Genomic DNA, 19,714 nt, shown 5'->3' with positions numbered 1-19,714 from the left:
AGGCGTCCTTCTCAGGCCCGCCAGAACGGCTTCTCGGTTTCGAAAGCGATGTCGCTGCGGGACATGCCGATGTCGTGCAGATCACGCTCGGTCCATTGCGACAGTTCGCGGCGGCGCTCATAACGATCCCACCAGACATGGATCGTGTCGCTGACCTGATTCAGCAGCCCCGGCGTATGATGATTTGTCATCGATTCATGGGTGAAAATGGACATTTGCGGCTCCTATCGGTAACCTGTTGGCGGGAATATCGGAGCTATTCGGTCCGTTCACAAACGACACTTTGTACTGCTTCGCATGAATTAAAGTCATGTATTTGGAGGCATTGAAGGGATGACCAGCCGGCTGCCTTCACTGAACGGCTTGAGGGCCTTCGAGGCCGCGTCGCGACACATGAGCTTCACGCTGGCGGCGTCCGAACTGAACGTGACGCAGACCGCGATCAGCCATCAGATCCGGCGGCTCGAGGAAGAACTCGGCGTCCGCCTGTTCATCCGCCAGAACCGCTCGCTGAGCCTGACACCGGAGGCTACTGAATACCTTCCCGGCGTCCGCGCCGCGTTCAACGACCTCAGGCTGGCGACCGACCGGCTGCTGCGGCGGGACGACGACCACGTGCTCACCGTCTCGACGCTGGCATCGCTCGCGGCCAAATGGCTGCTGCCGCGGCTGTCGGCGTTCCAGGAGGCGCATCCCGGGATCGACGTCCGCATCACCACCTCGACCAGCCTGGTCGACTTCCAGCGCGACAAGGTCGACGCCGCGATCCGCTATGGCCGCGGCCAATGGGCGGGGCTGCGCGCGGACTGGCTGATGGCGGACGAACTGTTTCCGGTGTGCAGCCCGTCGCTGCTGCAAGGCAACAAGCCGCTCAAATCTCCTGAGGACCTCAGGGACCACGTGCTGCTGCACACCGGCAACGCCAACAGCGACGACTGGCGGCTGTGGCTGACCGCGGCGGGCCTTCCGACCGACGTGTCCAAGCAGCCGGGCATTACCTTCGACATCCTGTTCGTCACCATCCAGGCCGCGATCGACGGCATCGGCATCGCGATGGGCCGCACCTCCTATGTGCAGGACGACATCACCAAGGGCCGCCTCGTGGTTCCCTTCAAGATCGCGCTGCCAGCCGATGCCGGCTTCTATCTGGTCTCGCCGCAGGGACGCCCCGACACGGCAAAGCTCTCGGCGTTCCGGTCCTGGCTCGGCGCTGCCGCGCATACAGCGCCCTGACGCCTTCTTCGCGCGAAGGCGCTCCGGCGATTTCGATCTACGGCTTTTTTCCGATGGTGGCGGCGTGATTTCAGGTTGGTCGCGCCGGACAGCCGTGCCAAATTGCCGCATACGGCAGTTAACTGCCTTCGCCGGCGAAACAATTTGCGCCGGCCGATTTTGCCACGGGGAGGAAAGGCCGTTATGTCGCAGTCGAGTCCATCGCAAATTCCGCAAATCAAGTCACGTCTCGGCGCGATCCTGCGCGCGACCAGCGGCAATTTCCTCGAGCAATTCGATTTCTTCCTGTTCGGCTTCTATGCGCAGGACATCGCAAAGGCGTTCTTTCCCGCCCAGAACGAGACCGCGGCGCTGCTCAATGCCTATGGCGTGTTCTGGCTCGGCGCACTGATGCGCCCGGTGGGCGCGATCGTGCTCGGCTCCTACATCGACCGTATCGGCCGCCGCCAGGGCCTGATCGTGACGCTGGCGCTGATGGCGCTCGGCACGGTGGTGATCGCGTTCTGCCCGCCCTACGCATCCATCGGCATTGCCGCGACGATCATCGTGCTGATCGGGCGGCTGATCCAAGGCTTTTCCGCCGGCGTCGAACTGGGCGGCGTCTCCGTCTATCTCTCCGAAATCGCGACGCCCGGCAACCGGGGCTTCTACACCTCGTTTCAATCGTCCAGCCAGCAGGTCGCAATCTTCGTCGCCGCGATCATTGGATACGTGTTGCGTGAGGTAATACCTGGTGACACCTTCCTGGATACGCTCGGCGGCGTTGCGAAGTGGCGCATCCCGTTCTTCATCGGCTGCCTCATCATTCCCGTGATCTTCGCGTTGCGGCGCTCGCTCGAGGAAACCCCGGCCTTCCTGGCCATGAAGAAGCATCCGACGCCGAGCGAAGTGTTCGCATCGGCGATCGAGAACTGGCGCATCGTCATCCTCGGCATGATGATTGCGGTTCTGACCACCACGACGTTCTACTTCATCACGGTGTATGCGCCCGGCTTCGGTAAGGAGCTGCACCTGTCGGCGTCCGGGACCCTGCTGGTGACCCTGCTGGTCGCGGTGACGAATTTCATCTGGAATCCGGTCGGCGGCGCGCTGTCCGACCGGATCGGCCGCAAGCCGGTGCTGCTCGCGATCGCGGGTCTGTCGTTCGTGACCGCCTACCCGGCGCTGTCATGGCTGGCGCATGAGCCTACGCTCGGGAAACTGCTGGCGGTGCAGATGATGTTCTCGTTCTATTTCGGCGTCTACAGCGGCACCATGCTGGGATGCCTGGTCGAGATCGTGCCGGCGCATGTCCGCACCACCTGCTTCTCGATCGCGTTCGCGCTGGCAGCGGGCATCTTCGGCACCTCGACCCCGTTCGTGGCAACCAAGCTGATCGCAATGACCGGGCAGGACAAGGCCTCGCCGGCGTACTGGCTGATGTTCGGCGCGGCGCTCGGCATCGTTGCCGCGCTGATCGTCTATCGCGGCGGCCAGACCATCGAGGAGCGCAAGACGGTCGCGGCCTGATCCTCCGCATGCAATTGGGGCAGGCCGATCGCCTGCCCCGGCATGTTGCTTTCCATGCCAACAACGATCACAAGAGCGCATGGTTGATCTGACGCGCAGGTTCGACGTGCTGGTGATCGGCGGCGGCAACGCCGCCTTATGCGCTGCGATCAGCGCACGGCGCGCCGGCGCCTCGGTGCTGGTGCTGGAAGGTGCTCCGAAATTCTACCGCGGCGGCAACACCCGCCACACCCGCAACATGCGCTGCGCCCATGACGCGGCGACCGAGATCCTCACCGGCCCCTACACCGAGGAGGAGTTCTGGAAGGATTTGCTGCTGGTGACCGGCGGCCAGACCGACGAGGAACTGGCCCGCTTCATGATCCACGAGTCCAAGGACATCTTGAACTGGATCGTCGAACAGGGCGTGCGCTGGCAGCCCTCACTCGGCGGCACCTTGAGTCTCGGCCGCACCAACTCGTTCTTCCTCGGCGGCGGCCGCGCGATGCTCAACGCGCTCTATCGCACCGCCGAGGAGCTCGGCGTCGACATCCTCTACAATGCCGAGGTGATCGACCTCGTGATCGAGCACGGCATGTTCCTGTCGGCGCAGCTCAAGCAGCCGGTCGGCGGCAAGACCGAGGTGCGGGCCTCGACGCTGGTCGCGGCCGCCGGCGGTTTCGAAGCCAACATCGAATGGCTGAAGCAATATTGGGGCGAGGCCGCCGACAACTTCCTGATCCGCGGCACGCCGTATAACCGCGGCGCGATCCTCAAGATGCTGCTGGCCAAGAGCGTGCAGGAGATCGGCGATCCGACGCAGTGCCATGCGGTGGCGATCGACGCCCGCGCGCCGAAATTCGACGGCGGCATCATCACCCGCCACGACTCCGTGGTGTTTGGCATCGTCGTCAACAAGCACGCCGAGCGCTTCTACGACGAGGGTGAGGACATCTGGCCGAAGCGCTATGCGATCTGGGGCCGCCTGGTCGCGGCGCAGCCCGACCAGATCGCCTACATCATCTTCGATTCGACGGTCGTCACGAGCTTCATGCCGACGCTGTTTCCGCCGATCGCGGGCGCGACGATTGCCGAGCTCGCCGGCAAGCTCGAGCTCGATGCCGCCGCGCTGGAAAAGACCATCACCGAGTTCAACGCCGCGGTGCGGCCCGGCACCTTCGACCACACCATCCTCGACGACTGCCGTACCGAAGGCATCACGCCGGCGAAGACGCATTGGGCCCGCAAGATCGAGACGCCGCCCTATCTCGCCTATCCGGTGCGGCCCGGCATCACCTTCACCTATCTCGGCACCCGCGTGAACAAGCAGGCGCGCATGCTGATGAAGGACGGCAAGCCGTCGGCCAACATGTTCGCCGCCGGCGAGATCATGGCCGGCAATGTGCTCGGCAAAGGCTACGCCGCCGGCATCGGCATGACCATCGGCAGCGTGTTCGGCCGCGTCGCCGGACGGGAAGCGGCGAAGAATGCGCGGAACTGACAGCGCGAGATGAGGAAGCAGCCATGCCACGCCTTGCGATCGTCGCCGCCGCTGTCCTGATGACCTCGGCCACCGCACACGCAGCCGAGCCGATCGCGCTGCGCGACATGGGCTCGTTCCATGTCGGTGGCCGCCTGGTCGAGATCACGGGCAAGCCGGTGAAGGAGGTCACCTTCACGCCCGGCGGCGTGCCGGCGAAGGTCGATCCGAACGGCACCTACCAGGTCGAGCAGATGTATGTGCAGTACTTCCTGCCGCAAAATGAAAGGGGCGCCTATCCGCTGCTGCTGTGGCACGGCGGCGGCCTGACCGGCGTCACCTATGAAACGACGCCCGATGGCCGCGAGGGCTGGCTGAACTACTTCCTGCGCAAGGGCTGGAGCGTCTACAACTCGGACGCGGTCGAGCGCGGCCGCGCCGGCTGGGCGCAATATCCCGACATCTTCAAGGGCGAGCCGGTGTTTCTGACCACCGCCAATCCGTTCGAGCGCTTCCGGATCGGCGACGGCCCCGGCTCCTATGACCCCGATCCGGCCAAGCGCAAGCTGATGCCGGGGAGCCAGTTCCCGAACGAGGGCTACGAGAACTTCGTCAAGCAGAACGTGCCGCGCTGGACCACGACCGACGACGCGACGATCGCGGCCTATATCGCCGAGATCGACCGCGTCGGTCCCTGCATCATCCTGTTCCACAGCCAGGCCGGCTCGTTCGGCTTCAAGGTCGCGCAGGCGCGTCCCGACAAGGTCAAGGCGCTGATCGCGATCGAGCCGGCCGGCGTCGGCGATCCCGCCAAGGTCGACGCGCTCAAGAACATCCCGACCCTGATGGTCTATGGCGACTTCATCGAGCGCGATTCGCGCTGGCCGAAGATCCGCGCCACCGGTGGTGCCTTCGCCGACGCCATTCGCGCCGCCGGCGGCAGCGTCGATGTGGTCGACCTGCCCAAGGTCGGGATCAAGGGCAATTCGCACATGATGATGATGGACAAGAACAATGCCGAGGTCGCCGGCCTGATCCAGACATGGCTGGAAGGCAAAGGGCTGACTAAACGATAGGAACCAGCGCGCGATGCACGGGACGAGGACATTGCAGGAGGCCGACCGTCTGATGACGGTGTGCAATTCCTGCCGTTATTGCGAGGGCCTGTGCGCGGTGTTTCCCGCGATGGAGATGCGCCGCGCCTTCTCCGACGGCGACCTCAACTACCTCGCCAATCTCTGCCATTCCTGCGGCGCCTGCTACACCGATTGCCAGTTCTCGCCGCCGCACGAATTCAACGTCAACGTCCCGAAGACACTCGCGGTGGCGCGCGCCGAATCCTACGCCGCCTATGCCTGGCCGCGCGCCTTTGCCGGCGCGTTCGCGCGCAATGGCCTGGTGATCAGCGTGATCGCAGCACTCAGCGTCGCAGCCTTCATCTTCGGCTTCGCCGCGATCAACGACGCCAGCGTTCTGATGGGCATCCACACCGGTCCGGGCGCGTTCTACAAACTGATGCCGCACAACGCGATGGCACTGTTGTTCGGCCTCGCTTTGCTCTACGCGATCCTGGCGCTGGCGATGGGCGTGCGCGCCTTCTGGCGCGATATCGGCGAGCCCATTGGCATGAAGACGGATGCGAGGGCGCTGTTGCAGGCGATCCGCGACGCCGGCGAGCTGCGTTATCTCGACGGTGGCGGCGTCGGGTGCTTCAACGAGGACGACCATCCGACCGACCGCCGCAAGCTGTATCACCACTTCACCTTCTACGGCTTCGCGCTGTGCTTCGCCGCGACCTGCGTCGGCACGCTCTATCACTACCTGCTGGCGCGCGAGGCGCCCTATGCGTGGTGGGACCTGCCGGTGGTGCTCGGCACGCTCGGCGGCATCGGGCTCGTGATCGGCCCGATCGGGCTCCTGTCGGAGAAATGGAAGCGCGACCGCGTGCTGGTCGACGAGCAGGCCATGGGCATGGACACCGCCTTCATCCTGATGCTGTTCCTGACCAGCATCACCGGCCTTGCCTTGTTGCTGTGGCGCGAGAGCGCCGCGATGGGTCCGCTGCTGGCGCTGCATCTCGGCGTGGTGTTTGCGCTGTTCATCACGATGCCCTACGGGAAATTCGTGCACGGCATCTACCGCTTCGTCGCGCTGGTGCGCTACGCGCGGGAACGGCAGATGATGGCGGAATAACCTCTTCCGTCATTCCGGGGCGCGCGCAGCACGAGCCCGGAATCCATCGAGCCACAAGACAAGCGTAGAAATGGATTCCGGGCTCGCCGCTGCGCGGCGCCCCGGAATGACGAGTGGCTACAGATCGACCACCACGTAGTCGCTCTCCACCGCCACCTTGATGGTCTCGGCGACGTACGGGCCTTTCACCACATTGGTGCCGGGCTCGACATTGACCGGATAGGCACGGACGCGAAAACGGCGCGGATCGCAATAGGATTGGCCGGTGCGGAGATCGAACTCCCAGCCATGCCAGGGGCAGCGCAGGATCTCGCCGAGCTTGGTGTATTCGATCTCGCCGGGGTCCGATGACGACGCCAGCCCGATCAGCGGCCCCTCGCACAGCGAGGCGCCCTGATGCGGGCAGCGATTCAGCAGGCCGAAGAACTCGCCCTTGACGTTGAAGACCGCGATCGGCCGCCCGTCGATCTCGACCAGCTTTCGCGAACCCGGCGGCAGTTCATCCACCGGGGCAATCACATGACGCACCATCTTATGAGACACCGTAAAGCTGCTTGGCATTGTCGAGATAGAATGCCTGCTTGTGGGCGTCGCTGACGCCGGCCGGCAACACGCGCGACGGCTCGTCGAAGTCCCAATGCGGATAGTCGGTCGCGAACAACAGCCGGTCCCAGCCGATCCACTCGATGATCTGGAACAGATGGTCGCGGCTCTCCGGGTCTTCCATCGGCTGCGTTGTCCACCAGATGTGGTCGCGGATGTACTCCGACGGCTTGCGCTTCAGATGCGGCACCTCGGCATGCAGGCGGCCAAACACCTTGTCAAGCCGCCAGGCCAGCGACGGCGCCCAGCCGAACCCTGCCTCGACCATCACCATCTTCAGTTTCGGGAAGCGCTCGAACACGCCCTCGAGCACCAGGCTCGCCAGCACGGTCTGCTGGCATTGCGAATGCCCGACCATTTCTTCGATATAGAAGCTCGGCCAGCCGGAGGCGGTGATCGGGTTGCCGCCGAAGCCGAAGGCGTGCACGCCGATCGGCAGGCCAGCCTCCTGCGCCGCCTCATAGATCGGCCAGTAACGGCGCTGGCCGAGCGGCTCGACATTGCGGCTGAGCAGCAGCACCTGGACGAAATTACTGTCGCCGGCGCGCTTGCGGATCTCGGCTGCGGCCGACACGCCGTCCTCATTGGCGACGACCACCGATCCCTTCAGCCGCGAATCCTTGGCTGTCCACTTCTCGATCTGCCAGTCGTTGATCGCTGAGCAAATCGCCCCGGCGAGCTCCTGGTTGCGGATGCCCTGCCCGGTGTTGAGCGGGTTGAGCACGCCGAGCGCGACATTGTTGGGATCGAGATGCTGCTTCTGCATGAAGGACAGCGACGAGCCCTGCGGTCCGCCTTCCGGCGGATAGGCGTCGCGGCGCGAGGCATTCGGCTGCGCCTTCGGATAGGGCGGGCCGCCCATCATGCCTTGATAGGCATGAACGCCGAAGGTTTCGAGATGCGCGTGCCAGCGCTTGGCAAGGAACGGGTACAGTTCGTCATTGGTCGCGCGTGCCGGATGGATGTCGCAATCGGCGATCGCGGTCTTGATGCTGGTTGACGATGCCGCTTCCGGGCGCTCACGAATCTGGACGTTCATCGCGTCGTCTCCTCTTCAGTTCTGGGCATGATCTTGTCCGACAACCGGCGGCCCCTTTTCGGGATCATGCCCCACCTTAAGGCGCGGATAGGTCGCGTACGGATTGTCGATCATGACCTTGCGGACTAGGTCCGGCGACAACCCCTTCGGCAGCACCTCGTCACCATCGAACTGCCAATGCGGATAGTCCGTGGAGAATAGGATCAATTCGTCCGACTGCATATGGTCGAACAGCCGGTTCAGCGTATCGCCTTCCGGCGGCGCGTCGACCGGTTGCAGCGAGAAGCGGATGTTGCTGCGCACAATCTCAAGCGGCGCGCGGTCGACCCACGGCGTTTCCATCCGCACGCCGCGCCAGAACTTGTGCAGCCGCCACAGGAACGGCGGCAGCCAGGTGAAGCCGGACTCCAACATCACCATTTTCAAGGCCGGATGACGCGCGAACACGCCCTCGACGATCAGGCTGGTGAGCTGGGTCTGGAACGCCTGCGCCTGAGCGACATAGTCCTCGATGTGATAGGAGCCCCAGCCGACCGAACTCGGCGGGTTATGATAGGCGCTGCCGGCATGGACCCCGATCGGCAGGCCGAGCCGTTCGGCCGCGGCGTAGATCGGCCAGTAATGGCGCTTGCCGAGCGGCATGTCGCCCATCACGAGCATCAAGACCTGCACGAAGCGCTTGTCCTGCGCGCAGCGCTCGATCTCGGCGACCGCCTTCGGGATGCTCTGCACGGGAACAACGATCGAGCCGCGCAGGCGATCGTCCTTGTCGAGCCATTCCTTGACCAGCCAGTCGTTCAACGCGCGGCAGAACGCGTCGGCCATGTCCTCGGAGAACACCATCTGCACGCCGTAGAGCGGATTGCAGATGCCATGGGCCGTGCCAAACTTGTCGAGCGCCTGCCGCTGCATGTCCGCAAGGCTCGAGCCCGGCTTGCCCTGCGCAGGACGCCAGTCCGGCCGCGACGAGATCGGCGAATTGACCGGATAGGATTGCGAGAGCAGATCTGTCATGCCGCGCGTCGTCACCTGGTCGCGCCAGTAATCGTTCATATAGGGCAGCAGGCTGGTGAGATGAGGCACGGCGGGATGCAGATCGCAATCCACGCCGCCCGCGATCGGCGACGTCATGATGTTTCCTCTCACGGCATCTTGTTCGACGACGCCGCTTGGTTCCTTGCCGATATTGAAGCAGGCTCACCCCGGACCTGCAACTTGCGCAAACGGCGTGGCCGTGTGCTAGGAAAACATGGGCCGCGATGAGGGAGATCTCGCGATGATTCGGACCGGATTGACGACGCTTGCCGCCGCCCTCGCGCTCTCCGGCCTGGCACTGGCCCAGCAGAGCCCACCGGCCGCACCGCCGGCGCCGGACTTCTCCAAGGTCGAGATCAAGACCACCGATCTCGGGGACGGCATCTACATGCTCGAAGGCCAGGGCGGGAACATCACGGTGGCAACCGCCAAGGACGGCATCATCATGGTCGACAGCGAGTTCGCGCCGCTGCACGACAAGATCAAGGCCGCGATCGCGACGATCTCGCCGCTGCCGGTCAAATACCTGATCAACACGCATTTCCATGGCGACCACACCGGCGGCAACGCGCCGTTCGCAAAGGATGGCGCCATCATCGTCTCCGAGGTCAACGTCAAGACACGGCTGGCGGCAGGGACCACCAACGGCCTCACTGGCGTGAAGACGCCGCCGGCAGCGCCGGAAGCACTGCCGGCCAAGACCTATACCGGCCGTTACAAGATCCGGATGCCCGGCCGCGTCGCCGACCTCAAGCATATCGCCAACGCCCATACCGACGGCGACACCTATGTCTGGTTCAAGACCGCCAATGTGCTGGCGACTGGCGACACCTTCACCAACGGCCGCTATCCCAACATCGACTTCGCCAATGGCGGCAATATCAACGGCATGATCGCCGCCGCCGACACCTATCTGAAGCTCACCAACGGGCGGAGCCGGATCGTGCCGGGCCACGGCCCGATCGCGGAGAAGGCGGCGCTGCAAGCCTACCGCACCATGCTGGCTACGGCGCGCGATCGCATGGCGAAACTCGTCAAGGACGGCAAGAGCGAGGACGAGGTGGTCGCGGCCAAGCCGTTTGCCGATCTCGACGCCAAATGGGCGCTGAGCGAACTGGCGAGCAGCAATTTCATTCGCGTGGTCTATCACTCGCTGGCCGACAAGCCCGCCGAGAAGAAGCCGCTGCTGAAACGCATCCTGCACCGGAGTTGACGAGATGAAAGAGCTGAGCGCTGTCGCCGAACAGGTCGCAGCAAAACTGATCGCGAACAAGCAGACCATTGCGGTCGCAGAATCATCCACCGGCGGGCTGATCTCGGCCGCGCTGCTGGCGGTGCCCGGTGCGTCGGCCTATTTCCTCGGCGGCGGCGTGATCTACACCCGCGACGCACGACGTACGCTGATGGACATTTCCGATGATGCGATGCGTGGTCTGCGCTCGTCGTCGGAGCCCTATGCGCAATTGCTGGCGCGCCAGATCCGCGAGCGGCTTTCGACCGACTGGGGATTGTCGGAGACCGGCGCGGCCGGCCCGACCGGCAACCGCTACGGCGATGCCGCCGGCCATAGCTGCATGGCGGTGGCAGGCCCCAAGCAGCAAGTGATCACGCTGGAAACCGGAAGCGGTGACCGGCAGGCCAACATGCAGGCGTTCGCGAAAGCGGCGCTGGAGTTGTTGCTGAGGAATCTGTCACCGTAGTTTCCGCCGTCGTCCCGGCGAAGGCCGGGACCCATAACCACCGCTAGATGTTGTTAAACATGGTTGGGGCCACAGCGCGCTCCAACAACTCAATCCTGTGGTAATGGGTCCCTGCTTTCGCAGGGACGACGCGAGGAAGCAGCCGAGCCAGTCCTCACTTCTCGCGGAACGAGCGCATGAACTGGTCGCTCATCGGCTTCATCAGGTAGGACAGCATGGTGCGGTCGCCGGTCTGCACGAAGGCCTCCACCGGCATGCCTGGGATGATCTTCACCTCGCTGCCGAGGCGCGCGACTTCCTCCGGCGGCATCGAGACGCGGATGGTGTAGTAGCTCTGCCCGGTGCGCTGGTCGGTGGTGACGTCGGCGGAGACGCGGGTGACGACGCCGTTCAGCTCTGGCGTGGTACGCTGGTTGAAAGCGGAGAGCCGCAGCAATGTCTTCTGCCCGACCTGCAATTTGTCGATGTCCTGCGGATTGACCTTGGCCTCGACCGACAGGTCGTCGGCCTTCGGCACGATCATCATGATGGCATCACCCGCGGTGATGACGCCGCCGACGGTATGAACGGTGGATTGCAGCACCACGCCGTCCTGCGGCGCGCGGATATCGACGCGGCGGAGCTGGTCTTCCGCCGTCACCTTGCGCTCGACGAACTCGCCGATCTTGTCGTTGGTCTCGCGCAGATCCTTCGAGACCTCGGACAGCATGTCCTTGTCGACCTGGATGATCTGCAACTCGGTCTCGGTGATCTTGCCCTTGGCCTGGGCGCGCGAGGCGATGTATTGCGCGCGCTCGCCGGAGAGCCGCGCCGCGTCGCGCTCCAGCGTGGTCAGGCGGGTGAGCTGCACCAGATGCTGCTCGTAGAGCTGGCGGACGCCGACCAGCTCCTGCTGCACCAGCGCGATCTCCTTGTCCTTGGCGGCTTCCTGCGCCTGCAAGCCGGAGATCTCCTCGTTGAGCTGGGTGACGCGTTCGCGCAGTTGCGCCTTCTGGCCGGTGCGGCCGTTGACGCGGACCTCGAACAGCTTGGTTTCGCTCGCCATGATGTCGCGAACGTCGGGATCGCCTGCCTGATCGAGCAGTTGCTGCGGAAATGCGATCTTGTCGCGGCCCTGCTGCTCGGCCTCGAGCCGGGCGGCGCGGGCATAGAGACCGTTCAGCGTCTTGACCACGATCGCAAGGCTCGCCTTCACGACCGTCTCGTCGAGACGCACCACGATATCGCCCGCCTTGACCACGTCGCCGTCACGCACCCGGACCTCGCCGACCACGCCGCCGGTCGGATGCTGCACCTTCTTGACGTTGGATTCGACGACCACCGAGCCCGGCGCGATCAAGGCGCCAGAGATCGGCACCGTGGCGGCCCAGCCGCCGACGCCGCCGCCGAGAACGAGCACCACCGCGAGCCCGACAATGAGGTGCTTGCGGATCGAGAGATGCGCGTTGCGCGGTTGCTCCGTCATGGCTTGGCGTGCCCCGCGTCGGCGACGATCTTGATCGGCGTCGGCACCGGCGGCGCAACGCGCTGCAACACCTGCGCCAGCACGGTCTCCTTCGGCCCGAAGGTCTGCATGCGGCCGTCCTTGAGCACCAGCAGCTGATCGACGCCCTCGATGCCGATCGGCCGGTGCGCGACCACCACGACGACGGCGCCACGCTCACGGGCGCCACGCACCGCGCGGGTCAATGCCTCGTCGCCCTCGCTGTCGAGGTTGGAGTTAGGCTCGTCCAGCACGATCAGGAACGGATTGCCGTAAAGCGCACGCGCCAGCGCGACACGCTGGGCCTGGCCGGCGGAGAGCGCAGTACCCTGTTCGCCGACCTGGGTGTCGTAGCCTTCGCGCATCTTGATGATCATCTCGTGCACGCCGGCTTCCTTGGCCGCCGCGATGATGCCGTCCGACGTGGCGTCGGGATCGAACCGGCAGATGTTCTGCGCCACGGTGCCGGCGAACAGTTCGACGTCCTGCGGCAGATAGCCGACATGGCGACCGAGTTCGTCCGACGACCATTGATCGAGCGCGGCGCCGTCGAGCCGCACCTTGCCGCGCGCCGGTGTCCAGACGCCGACCAGCGCGCGGATCAGCGACGATTTGCCGGAACCGCTCGGGCCGATCACGCCGACACCGCTGCCGGCTTCGACCGCGAAGGAGACGTCCTGCACGATGGCGCGCTGGTCGCCCGGCGCGACCATGGTCACGGCCTCGACCGAGAGCTTCTTCTGCGGCGCCTGCAACAGCGTCTGCGCGGGCCGCGCCGGCAGCTGCTGCAACAGTCGGTTGAGCCGCTGCCAGCTCTGCCGCGCCGCGACGAACCCTTTCCAATGCGCGATCGCGAGATCGACCGGCGCCAGCGCCCGCGCGCTCAGGATCGAGCCGGCGATGATGATGCCGCCGGTGGCCTCCTGATGGATCACGAGATAGGCGCCGACCGCGAGCACCGCGGACTGCAGCATCATGCGCAGCACCTTGGCGACCGCGCCGAGCCCGCCGGTGACGTCGCTCGCATGCTGGTTGCCGGACAGATATTCCTCGTTGGCCTCGTTCCAACGCTTGTTCATGCGCCCGGCCATGCCCATCGCGACGAGCACCTCGGCATTGCGGCGGCTGGAGGCGGCGAGATCGTTGCGACGCGCCGCGAGCGACATCGCCTCCTTGGCCGGCGTGCGCGACATGTATTCGGTGATCAGCGTCAGCGTCACCAGAATGATGGCGCCGGCCAGCGCGGTGACGCCGAGCAGCCAGTGGAACGCGAAGCAGATCGCCAGGTAGAACGGCAGCCATGGCAGGTCGAAGAACGCGCCGGGGCCCATGCTGCCCAGGAAGGAGCGAACATTGTCGAGGTCGCGCAACGGCTGCAACCCCTCGCTGCGATTGCCGGCGATCAGCGGCAGCCGCACGACGGTGTCGAACACCCGCGCATTGAGCGCCTCGTCGAGCGAGGTGCCGACGCGGCCGAGGATCCGTCCGCGCAGCAGGTCGAGCACGCCCTGGGCGATGTACAGCACCGCGGCGATGACCACGAGACCGACCAGGGTCGGCACGCTGCGGCTCGGCAGCACCCGGTCGTAGACCTGCAGCATGAACATCGAACCTGTCAGGTACAACAGGTTGATCATGCAACTGATGAGGCCGACACCGACGAAGGCACCGCGGCATGCGCGCAGCGCCTCAGCCAGTTCGGAACGCCGGACAGCGGGCGCACCTGCCATTAATGTATTGTCTCTGCAAACGGTTAGGTAATGACCACGTTGTACCGACGTTTGTGGCCATCGTCTATTTAAGTCGCGCCAAACCGGAGATGGTTCGCGACCTATTTTCGTTATGGCACAGAGGTTTGACGGAATAACCAGGGTTAGCCGGCCGCGGCATCTGCCGGACTTCTCGGATAGGGCACGAGAATGACCGACATCGAGACCCGGCCGATCTCGCCATCCACATCGAGCAGCACACCGCTCCCGACGCCGAGCCCCGCCTCGGGACGCCAGCGGCTCTCGGCCCGAACGCCGACCCAGTCGCCGCGCGGTGGCCTGAACAACTGAACGGCGAGGTTCGGATTGGGGTCGGCGACGACGTTATGGACCGGACGGGCGATGCCATGGGTCCAGTCCGCCGGACCCAGCACCCGCGCCAGCGGGCCGGCCCCTTCGATCACGCCGTGATGCATCCGGAACCAGGCCGCGTCATCTCCGGCGCGAGCTTCCATGGCATCCATGAACCAGCTGCGGCCATGCACGGCGTGCAGGTTCCGCAACGGAAATTGCAGCGGATCGACGGCTTCGGTCGCCTGTTCACGAAAGCCCGGGATCGCGACCGCGCGTTCGCGCGACAGCGTGACGCGCACCGTCGCGCAGGGCTGCTCTTCGCCCGCCGGCCACAGCGTGTTGTCGACGACGCTGACCCGGCCGCCCTCCGTCACGACGCCGATCTGCGTGCGCAGCTCGGCCATCGGGGTCGGCCGCAGGAACCAGGCCGCCGCCGAGATCGCGGAGCCCCAATTGCGCGATTCTGCCAAGGCCTCGACCTCGGCGGTCAACAGGCTCGCGACCGCGCCGCCCTGGAGGCCTGCGAACGGCCCTGCCGCCAGCGCGGCGGGCTTCCAGTGATGCGGCGCGGCGAGCGGTTCGAAGATGGCCAAGGCAGATTCCCAAGGTGAGCAGGATTGAGCGTTCGGGCATTCTGGGCGAAGAATGATGATCATGACAAAAGGCCATTCATCACTCGAGGTGAACAGAATTCACCCATTGGACGCCCCGGACCCTCGGGCCATCCCGCCGCTTGCGGCATTGCTCGCCTTCGAGCGCGCGGCAACGCAATTGAGCTTCCGGCGCGCCGCGCGCGACCTGTCGCTGAGCCCTTCGGCGATCAGCCACCAGATCCGCGGGCTGGAAGAGCAGTTCGGCACCAGACTGTTCGTCCGCGGCGCGCGCTCGGTGCGACTGACCGACGACGGCGCACGCTATCTGGCAAAGGTGTCGGCCGCGCTGGCGACGTTGCAGGAGGCGAGCCGCGACATGCTGCGGCAACGCGGCCAAGCCAGCGGCGAGCTATGGATCAGCTCGTTGCCGTTCTTCACCAGCGCCGTGCTGCTGCCGGCGCTGCCGGAGTTCAAGCGGCGCCATCCGCAGTTGACGCTGCGGATCGAGGCCACCCATCAATATGCAGACTTCTCCGGCTCCCGGGTCGATGTCGCGATCCGCTACGGGCGGGAGCACGCCACCGGGCTGAAGGTCGAGCCGCTGGTGGAGGTCAGGGGATTGGCTGTCTGCACGCCGGCGCTGGTCAAAGGCGGGCTGCGGACACCCGCCGACCTGTCGCGCGAGGTGCTGATCCATGTCACGAGCCAGCCGCGCGCATGGCCGGCCTGGCTGAAGGAGGCCGGGCTGCCGAACCTCACGCCGCGCGGGCATCTGTGGCTCGACAGCGTGCCGGCGATGCTGGAAGCCGCCGAACACGGGCTCGGCGTGGCGCTGGCGATGGCGCCCTTGATCAAGGTACGGCCGGGCTTCGGCAAGCGGCTGGTGGCGCCGTTCGCGTTCGAGCCGACGCATCACGAGACGATCTATCTGGTCTCCCGCACCGAACAGGCCCGGGACCGCCGGATCGCCGCCGTGCGGCGCTGGATCGCGGACGCCGTCGCGCGCGCGAGCTAAACCGTCGCGGCGGCGGCCTCAGCCAGGACGCAGCGTGCCAAATGACCGGGCGCGACCTGCACGCTCGGCGGCAAACCCTCACTGCAACGTTGCTCGGCGAACTTGCAGCGCGGCGCGAACGAGCAACTGGCCGGCGCCTGATCGAGTGAGGGCGGCGTGCCCGGGATGGTCTCGAGGCGCTGGCCGCGCATCGCGCCGTGAATGGTCGAGGCCAGCAGGCCCCTGGCATAGGGATGCGCCGGCGTGCGCACGATGTCGCGCAAGGCGCCCTGCTCCACGATCTGGCCGGCATACATCACCGCGACGCGGTCGCAGATTTCGATGGCGACGCCGATGTCATGGGTGACGAAGATGACGGACATGCCGAATTCCCGCTGCAACTCGCGCAGCAGCAGCAGGATCTGGATCTGCACGGTGGCATCGAGCGCCGTGGTCGGCTCGTCCGCGAGCAGGATCTTCGGCTTGCAGGCCAGCGCCAGCGCGATCATCGCGCGCTGCCGCATGCCGCCCGACATCTCGTGCGGATAGGAGTCCAGCCGTCGCTTCGCCGAGGGGATCCGCACCACTTCGAGCATCTCGAGCGCACGCGCGGTGGCGTCGCGTTCGCTCTTGCCCTCGTGGCGCATCACCGTCTCGGCGATCTGGCGCCCGATAGTGTAGACCGGATCGAGCGCCAGCGCCGGCTCCTGGAAGATCATCGAGACGGTCTGGCCGCGGAACGCGGACAGCGCGTCGTCGTCCATCGCCAGCACCTCCTGGCCCAGCACCTTGACGCTGCCGGAGATTTGCGTGCGCTTCCGCGGCAACAGCCGCATCAGCGCGCGCAACGTGACGCTCTTGCCGGAACCGGACTCGCCGAGCAGCCCCAACACCTCGCCTTCGCCGAGCGACAGGCTGAGATCGTTCACGGCATGGACCGTGCGATCGCCGGTGAAGCGGATGTTGAGGTTGTTGATCTCGACGAGATTGGTCATGCGAGCTTGGGTACCTTGGCGTGGAAATCGGTCGCGCGCTGGAACGCAGCGCCGATCCGGAGCAGCGTCGCCTCCTCGAAGGAGCGACCGATCAGTTGCATGCCGACCGGCAACCCCGCTTTGGTGAAGCCGGAGGGAATCGTCAGCGACGGCACGCCGAGATAATTGACCGGACGGGTGAACCGGGTCAGCCGCTGGATCACGGCTTCCGCGCCCGGGCCGTTGCCGACATCGCTCTCGGCAATGGTCGGCGCCGGCACCGGCGAGGACGGCGCGATGACCGCATCGATCCCGGTGACCGCCGCATTGTGCGCGGCCAGCGCAGGCCCGCGCCAGCGCATCGCCTCGAGATAGCTGACGGCGGGAATGGTCAGGCCGTTCTGCAACCGCATCAGCACCTGCGCGCCGTAATCTTGCGGCCGCTCGATCATCCAGCGCTTGTGGAAGGCGGCGGCTTCGGCCGCGAGCACCAGTTGCGACGCGCCGCTGAGCTGACGCTGATCCGGCAGCTCGACCTTGACGATCTCGGCGCCTTCCTTCTTGAGGGTGGCCACCGTCTCGTCGAGGGCGCGCGCCACCTCGGGATCGAGATCGTCGACATAGAACGCCGTCGGGACGCCGATCTTGAGACCCTTCAGCGATTGGCCGGTCGCGGCCAAATAGTCCGGCACCGGCTGCGTCGACGCCGTCAGATCCTCGGGATCGGCACCGGCCATCAGGCCGAGCAGCAGCGCGCAGTCCTCCGCGGTCTGTGCCAGCGGGCCGACGGTATCGAGCGACTGCGACAGCGGCATCGCGCCGGCGCGGCTGACCCGGCCGACCGTGGTCTTGAGCCCGGTGACGCCGCAGAAATGCGCGGGCATGCGCACCGAACCGCCGGTGTCGGAGCCGAGCGCGGCGAAGGTCAGACGCGCAGCGACCGCCGAGCCCGAGCCCGACGACGAACCACCGGTGATGTGCTCGGTGTTCCAGGGATTGCGCACCGGGCCGTAATGCACGTTGTGGCCGGTCGGCCCGAACGCGAACTCGACCATCTGCAACGAGCCGAGCCGGACCTGGCCGGCATCCTTCAGCCGCTGCAACGCGGTCGCGGTGGTCTTCGGCACGAAGTCGCGGCGGATCAGCGAGCCGCAGGTCACGACCTTGCCGGCGTCGTAATACATGTCCTTGTGCGCCAGCGGCACGCCATGCAGTGCGCCGCGGCTCTTGCCCTTCGCGAGTTCGGCGTCAGCTTCGGCCGCCGCGGCGAGCGCCGGTTCGGATTCGATCGCCATATAGGCGTTGAGGCGCGGCTGCCACTCGGCAATGCGATGCAGCACGGCGCGCGTCACCTCTTGCGAGGAGAGCTTCTTCTCGGCGATCGCCTTGGCGACCGCGGTCAGCGTCATCAGGGCCGGATCGGAGCTCATTTCGACACCTTTGCGATCTGCGCCAGCAGGAAGCTCGCGGGTTCGAGATCGAACGGCAGCGTGCCGGCGATCGGTGCAAAGCCGTCGAAGGCCGGCCCGATCGAATTGGCGATGCGGTTCGCGACCTCGTCATCGGCCGGCACGTCGGCGACGTGCGCGATCACCTTGACGTCCTTGGGTGTGGGCCTGGTCATGCCGCGTTTTCTCCTTTTGCTTTTGCCGGCGCGCGGCTGTGCCCCGAGCCAGGAATGGCCATGTAGCATGCCGCTTGATGACCCATTGTATCGAGATCGCTGAGTTTTGGCGTGTCGTTTGCGCAGAGCGGCTCCGCAAACGGACAACGGGTGTGAAACCGGCATCCTGACGGCGGATCGATCGGATTGGGCGGATCGCCGGAGATCGGCGGCACCTCGGTGCGCTTGTCGGGATCCGATGACGGCATCGCCGCCAGCAGCGCGCGGGTATAGGGATGCGCCGGCGCATCCCACACCGCATCGACCGGGCCGAGTTCGACGACCTCGCCGAGATACATCACCAGCACGCGGTCGGAGATATAGCGCACGACATTGAGATCGTGGCTGATGAAGAGATAAGTCAACCCGAATTCGCGCTTCAGGTCGGCAAGCAGATTGAGCACCTGCGCCTCGACCGATTTGTCGAGCGCCGAGACCGCCTCGTCGAGGATCACGAGCCGCGGCGACAGCGCCAGTGCGCGGGCGATGTTGACGCGCTGGCGCTGGCCGCCGGACACCTCATGCGGATAGCGATTGGCAAAGATCTCCGGCCGCAGGCCGACCTTGCCGAGCAGTTCGCGCGCCAGCGTGCGCGCCGTATCATCGGCCATGCCATGGACTTTCGGTCCGAAGGCAATGGATTCCTCGATGGTGAGGCGCGGGTTGAGCGAGGCGTAGCTGTCCTGGAACACCATCTGCACGCCGCGGCGCAGATCGCGCAGCGAGAGCGACGGGCCGACCTGCCGTCCGTCATAGATGATGTCGCCGCCATCGCGGGGCATCAGGTGCATCAGCAGCCGCGCCGTGGTCGACTTGCCGCAGCCGGATTCGCCGACGATGCCGACGGTCTCTCCCTTCATGACCGCGAAGGTGACGTCGTCGACGGCGCGCACGGTCTTGCGCGGGCTGAATAGCCCGCCGCGCACCGGGAAGTGCTTGGTCAGCCCGTTGACCTGCAATAGCGGCTGCGCGGCGCCGCCGAGGTCGGCGACCGGCTCCAACATGTCGATGGAGGTCATTGTGTCGATCATACCGAGCACGCTGGTATCACCTCTCCCCACCGGGGAGAGGTCGGCGCGCAGCGCCGGGTGAGGGCCTTAGGTCCAACGAGAGGCCGTAACCCCTCACCCAGATCGCATCTAACGATGCGATCTGACCTCTCCCACAGAAGGA

General features: G+C 65.7%; 19 protein-coding genes. 8 read left to right on the top strand and 11 right to left on the bottom strand.

The annotated features are described in order from the left end of the window. Window positions 1–11: 11 nt before the first annotated feature. The gene (locus B2W55_RS01895) at window positions 12–215 is read right to left on the bottom strand and encodes a DUF1127 domain-containing protein (RefSeq protein ID WP_024581660.1); all 204 of its coding nucleotides are present in this window, start codon (window positions 213–215) and stop codon (window positions 12–14) included. Window positions 216–333: 118 nt separating this feature from the next. On the opposite strand from B2W55_RS01895, the gene B2W55_RS01890 reads away from it, so the two are divergent. From B2W55_RS01890 to tcuB, 5 genes are all read left to right on the top strand, one after another. Then, window positions 334–1,233: a transcriptional regulator GcvA gene (locus tag B2W55_RS01890; protein WP_024581659.1), complete on the top strand. Its 900-nt coding sequence runs from the start codon at window positions 334–336 to the stop codon at window positions 1,231–1,233. A gap of 183 nt (window positions 1,234–1,416) precedes the next feature. Beyond that, the gene (locus tag B2W55_RS01885; protein ID WP_024581658.1) at window positions 1,417–2,742 is read left to right on the top strand and encodes an MFS transporter; all 1,326 of its coding nucleotides are present in this window, start codon (window positions 1,417–1,419) and stop codon (window positions 2,740–2,742) included. A 79-nt stretch (window positions 2,743–2,821) separates the two neighbouring features. After that, window positions 2,822–4,222 carry an FAD-dependent tricarballylate dehydrogenase TcuA gene (gene tcuA, locus B2W55_RS01880; protein ID WP_029879186.1) on the top strand — a complete coding sequence of 467 codons (1,401 nt, stop codon included), beginning with the start codon at window positions 2,822–2,824 and terminating at the stop codon, window positions 4,220–4,222. Between the two features lie 23 nt (window positions 4,223–4,245). Beyond that, the gene (locus B2W55_RS01875) at window positions 4,246–5,277 is read left to right on the top strand and encodes an esterase (RefSeq protein ID WP_024581656.1); all 1,032 of its coding nucleotides are present in this window, start codon (window positions 4,246–4,248) and stop codon (window positions 5,275–5,277) included. Between the two features lie 13 nt (window positions 5,278–5,290). Continuing rightward, entirely contained in the window at window positions 5,291–6,394 is a 1,104-nt protein-coding gene (gene tcuB / locus B2W55_RS01870) for a tricarballylate utilization 4Fe-4S protein TcuB (protein ID WP_024581655.1), read from the top strand. Between the two features lie 117 nt (window positions 6,395–6,511). On the opposite strand, the gene B2W55_RS01865 is transcribed toward tcuB, so the two are convergent. Genes B2W55_RS01865 through B2W55_RS01855 form a run of 3 tightly spaced genes read right to left on the bottom strand, consistent with a single transcriptional unit; the run spans window position 6,512 to window position 9,167 of the window. Next, a complete protein-coding gene (locus B2W55_RS01865; RefSeq protein ID WP_024581654.1) occupies window positions 6,512–6,925 on the bottom strand; it encodes a Rieske (2Fe-2S) protein in 414 nt (137 codons plus the stop codon). Between the two features lies 1 nt (window position 6,926). Further along, window positions 6,927–8,036, bottom strand: a complete 1,110-nt coding sequence (locus B2W55_RS01860; protein WP_024581653.1) for an amidohydrolase family protein — start codon at window positions 8,034–8,036, stop codon at window positions 6,927–6,929. Between the two features lie 15 nt (window positions 8,037–8,051). Next, complete coding sequence (locus tag B2W55_RS01855; RefSeq protein ID WP_024581652.1) at window positions 8,052–9,167, bottom strand: amidohydrolase family protein; 1,116 nt, start codon at window positions 9,165–9,167, stop codon at window positions 8,052–8,054. Window positions 9,168–9,312: 145 nt separating this feature from the next. Between B2W55_RS01855 and B2W55_RS01850 the strand changes: the two genes are divergently transcribed. Continuing rightward, the gene (locus B2W55_RS01850; RefSeq protein WP_160306702.1) at window positions 9,313–10,284 is read left to right on the top strand and encodes an MBL fold metallo-hydrolase; all 972 of its coding nucleotides are present in this window, start codon (window positions 9,313–9,315) and stop codon (window positions 10,282–10,284) included. Between the two features lie 4 nt (window positions 10,285–10,288). Then, window positions 10,289–10,771 carry a CinA family protein gene (locus tag B2W55_RS01845; RefSeq protein ID WP_024581650.1) on the top strand — a complete coding sequence of 161 codons (483 nt, stop codon included), beginning with the start codon at window positions 10,289–10,291 and terminating at the stop codon, window positions 10,769–10,771. Between the two features lie 154 nt (window positions 10,772–10,925). Here B2W55_RS01845 and B2W55_RS01840 read toward each other — a convergent pair whose 3' ends face one another. The 3 genes from B2W55_RS01840 to B2W55_RS01830 all read right to left on the bottom strand — a co-directional run bounded on the left by B2W55_RS01840 (window position 10,926) and on the right by B2W55_RS01830 (window position 14,910). Further along, window positions 10,926–12,236 (bottom strand): HlyD family type I secretion periplasmic adaptor subunit, encoded by a 1,311-nt coding sequence (locus B2W55_RS01840; RefSeq protein WP_024581649.1) that lies wholly within the window; start codon window positions 12,234–12,236, stop codon window positions 10,926–10,928. Then, entirely contained in the window at window positions 12,233–13,984 is a 1,752-nt protein-coding gene (locus tag B2W55_RS01835) for a type I secretion system permease/ATPase (RefSeq protein WP_024581648.1), read from the bottom strand. Before B2W55_RS01835 ends, B2W55_RS01840 begins: the two co-directional genes overlap by 4 nt. 143 nt (window positions 13,985–14,127) lie before the next feature. Continuing rightward, a complete protein-coding gene (locus tag B2W55_RS01830) occupies window positions 14,128–14,910 on the bottom strand; it encodes an acyl-CoA thioesterase domain-containing protein (RefSeq protein WP_024581647.1) in 783 nt (260 codons plus the stop codon). 106 nt (window positions 14,911–15,016) lie between these two features. Between B2W55_RS01830 and B2W55_RS01825 the strand changes: the two genes are divergently transcribed. Further along, window positions 15,017–15,925, top strand: a complete 909-nt coding sequence (locus B2W55_RS01825) for a LysR substrate-binding domain-containing protein (protein ID WP_024581646.1) — start codon at window positions 15,017–15,019, stop codon at window positions 15,923–15,925. Here B2W55_RS01825 and B2W55_RS01820 read toward each other — a convergent pair. Genes B2W55_RS01820 through B2W55_RS01805 form a run of 4 tightly spaced genes read right to left on the bottom strand, consistent with a single transcriptional unit; the run spans window position 15,922 to window position 19,560 of the window. After that, on the bottom strand, window positions 15,922–16,899 hold the full coding sequence (locus tag B2W55_RS01820; protein ID WP_024581645.1) for an ABC transporter ATP-binding protein: 978 nt from the start codon (window positions 16,897–16,899) through the stop codon (window positions 15,922–15,924). The genes B2W55_RS01825 and B2W55_RS01820 overlap by 4 nt on opposite strands. Further along, window positions 16,896–18,308, bottom strand: coding sequence for an Asp-tRNA(Asn)/Glu-tRNA(Gln) amidotransferase GatCAB subunit A (locus tag B2W55_RS01815; protein WP_024581644.1), 1,413 nt, complete (start codon window positions 18,306–18,308; stop codon window positions 16,896–16,898). The genes B2W55_RS01820 and B2W55_RS01815 overlap by 4 nt, the downstream gene beginning before the upstream one ends. Continuing rightward, on the bottom strand, window positions 18,305–18,502 hold the full coding sequence (locus tag B2W55_RS01810; protein ID WP_024581643.1) for a hypothetical protein: 198 nt from the start codon (window positions 18,500–18,502) through the stop codon (window positions 18,305–18,307). Before B2W55_RS01810 ends, B2W55_RS01815 begins: the two co-directional genes overlap by 4 nt. Then, window positions 18,499–19,560: an ABC transporter ATP-binding protein gene (locus tag B2W55_RS01805; protein ID WP_371412469.1), complete on the bottom strand. Its 1,062-nt coding sequence runs from the start codon at window positions 19,558–19,560 to the stop codon at window positions 18,499–18,501. The genes B2W55_RS01810 and B2W55_RS01805 overlap by 4 nt, the downstream gene beginning before the upstream one ends. Window positions 19,561–19,714: the final 154 nt, after the last annotated feature.

Origin of the sequence: Bradyrhizobium sp. UBA2491 (assembly GCF_002341725.1) — a bacterium.
Taxonomy (GTDB): Bacteria; Pseudomonadota; Alphaproteobacteria; order Rhizobiales; family Xanthobacteraceae; genus Bradyrhizobium.
Note: the sequence above shows the minus strand (reverse complement) of the source record. Positions and strands in the feature narration are given on the sequence as shown.

Coding starts and splice junctions, on each gene's coding strand:
- B2W55_RS01815 (WP_024581644.1), bottom strand. CDS start 18,308: ATGAGCTCCGATCCGGCCCTGATGACGCTGACCGCGGTCGCCAAGGCG.
- B2W55_RS01845 (WP_024581650.1), top strand. CDS start 10,289: ATGAAAGAGCTGAGCGCTGTCGCCGAACAGGTCGCAGCAAAACTGATC.
- B2W55_RS01835 (WP_024581648.1), bottom strand. CDS start 13,984: ATGGCAGGTGCGCCCGCTGTCCGGCGTTCCGAACTGGCTGAGGCGCTG.
- B2W55_RS01890 (WP_024581659.1), top strand. CDS start 334: ATGACCAGCCGGCTGCCTTCACTGAACGGCTTGAGGGCCTTCGAGGCC.
- B2W55_RS01855 (WP_024581652.1), bottom strand. CDS start 9,167: ATGACGTCGCCGATCGCGGGCGGCGTGGATTGCGATCTGCATCCCGCC.
- B2W55_RS01875 (WP_024581656.1), top strand. CDS start 4,246: ATGCCACGCCTTGCGATCGTCGCCGCCGCTGTCCTGATGACCTCGGCC.
- B2W55_RS01840 (WP_024581649.1), bottom strand. CDS start 12,236: ATGACGGAGCAACCGCGCAACGCGCATCTCTCGATCCGCAAGCACCTC.
- B2W55_RS01860 (WP_024581653.1), bottom strand. CDS start 8,036: ATGAACGTCCAGATTCGTGAGCGCCCGGAAGCGGCATCGTCAACCAGC.
- B2W55_RS01805 (WP_371412469.1), bottom strand. CDS start 19,560: ATGACCTCCATCGACATGTTGGAGCCGGTCGCCGACCTCGGCGGCGCC.
- tcuA (WP_029879186.1), top strand. CDS start 2,822: ATGGTTGATCTGACGCGCAGGTTCGACGTGCTGGTGATCGGCGGCGGC.
- B2W55_RS01865 (WP_024581654.1), bottom strand. CDS start 6,925: ATGGTGCGTCATGTGATTGCCCCGGTGGATGAACTGCCGCCGGGTTCG.
- B2W55_RS01850 (WP_160306702.1), top strand. CDS start 9,313: ATGATTCGGACCGGATTGACGACGCTTGCCGCCGCCCTCGCGCTCTCC.
- B2W55_RS01810 (WP_024581643.1), bottom strand. CDS start 18,502: ATGACCAGGCCCACACCCAAGGACGTCAAGGTGATCGCGCACGTCGCC.
- B2W55_RS01895 (WP_024581660.1), bottom strand. CDS start 215: ATGTCCATTTTCACCCATGAATCGATGACAAATCATCATACGCCGGGG.
- B2W55_RS01820 (WP_024581645.1), bottom strand. CDS start 16,899: ATGACCAATCTCGTCGAGATCAACAACCTCAACATCCGCTTCACCGGC.
- tcuB (WP_024581655.1), top strand. CDS start 5,291: ATGCACGGGACGAGGACATTGCAGGAGGCCGACCGTCTGATGACGGTG.
- B2W55_RS01885 (WP_024581658.1), top strand. CDS start 1,417: ATGTCGCAGTCGAGTCCATCGCAAATTCCGCAAATCAAGTCACGTCTC.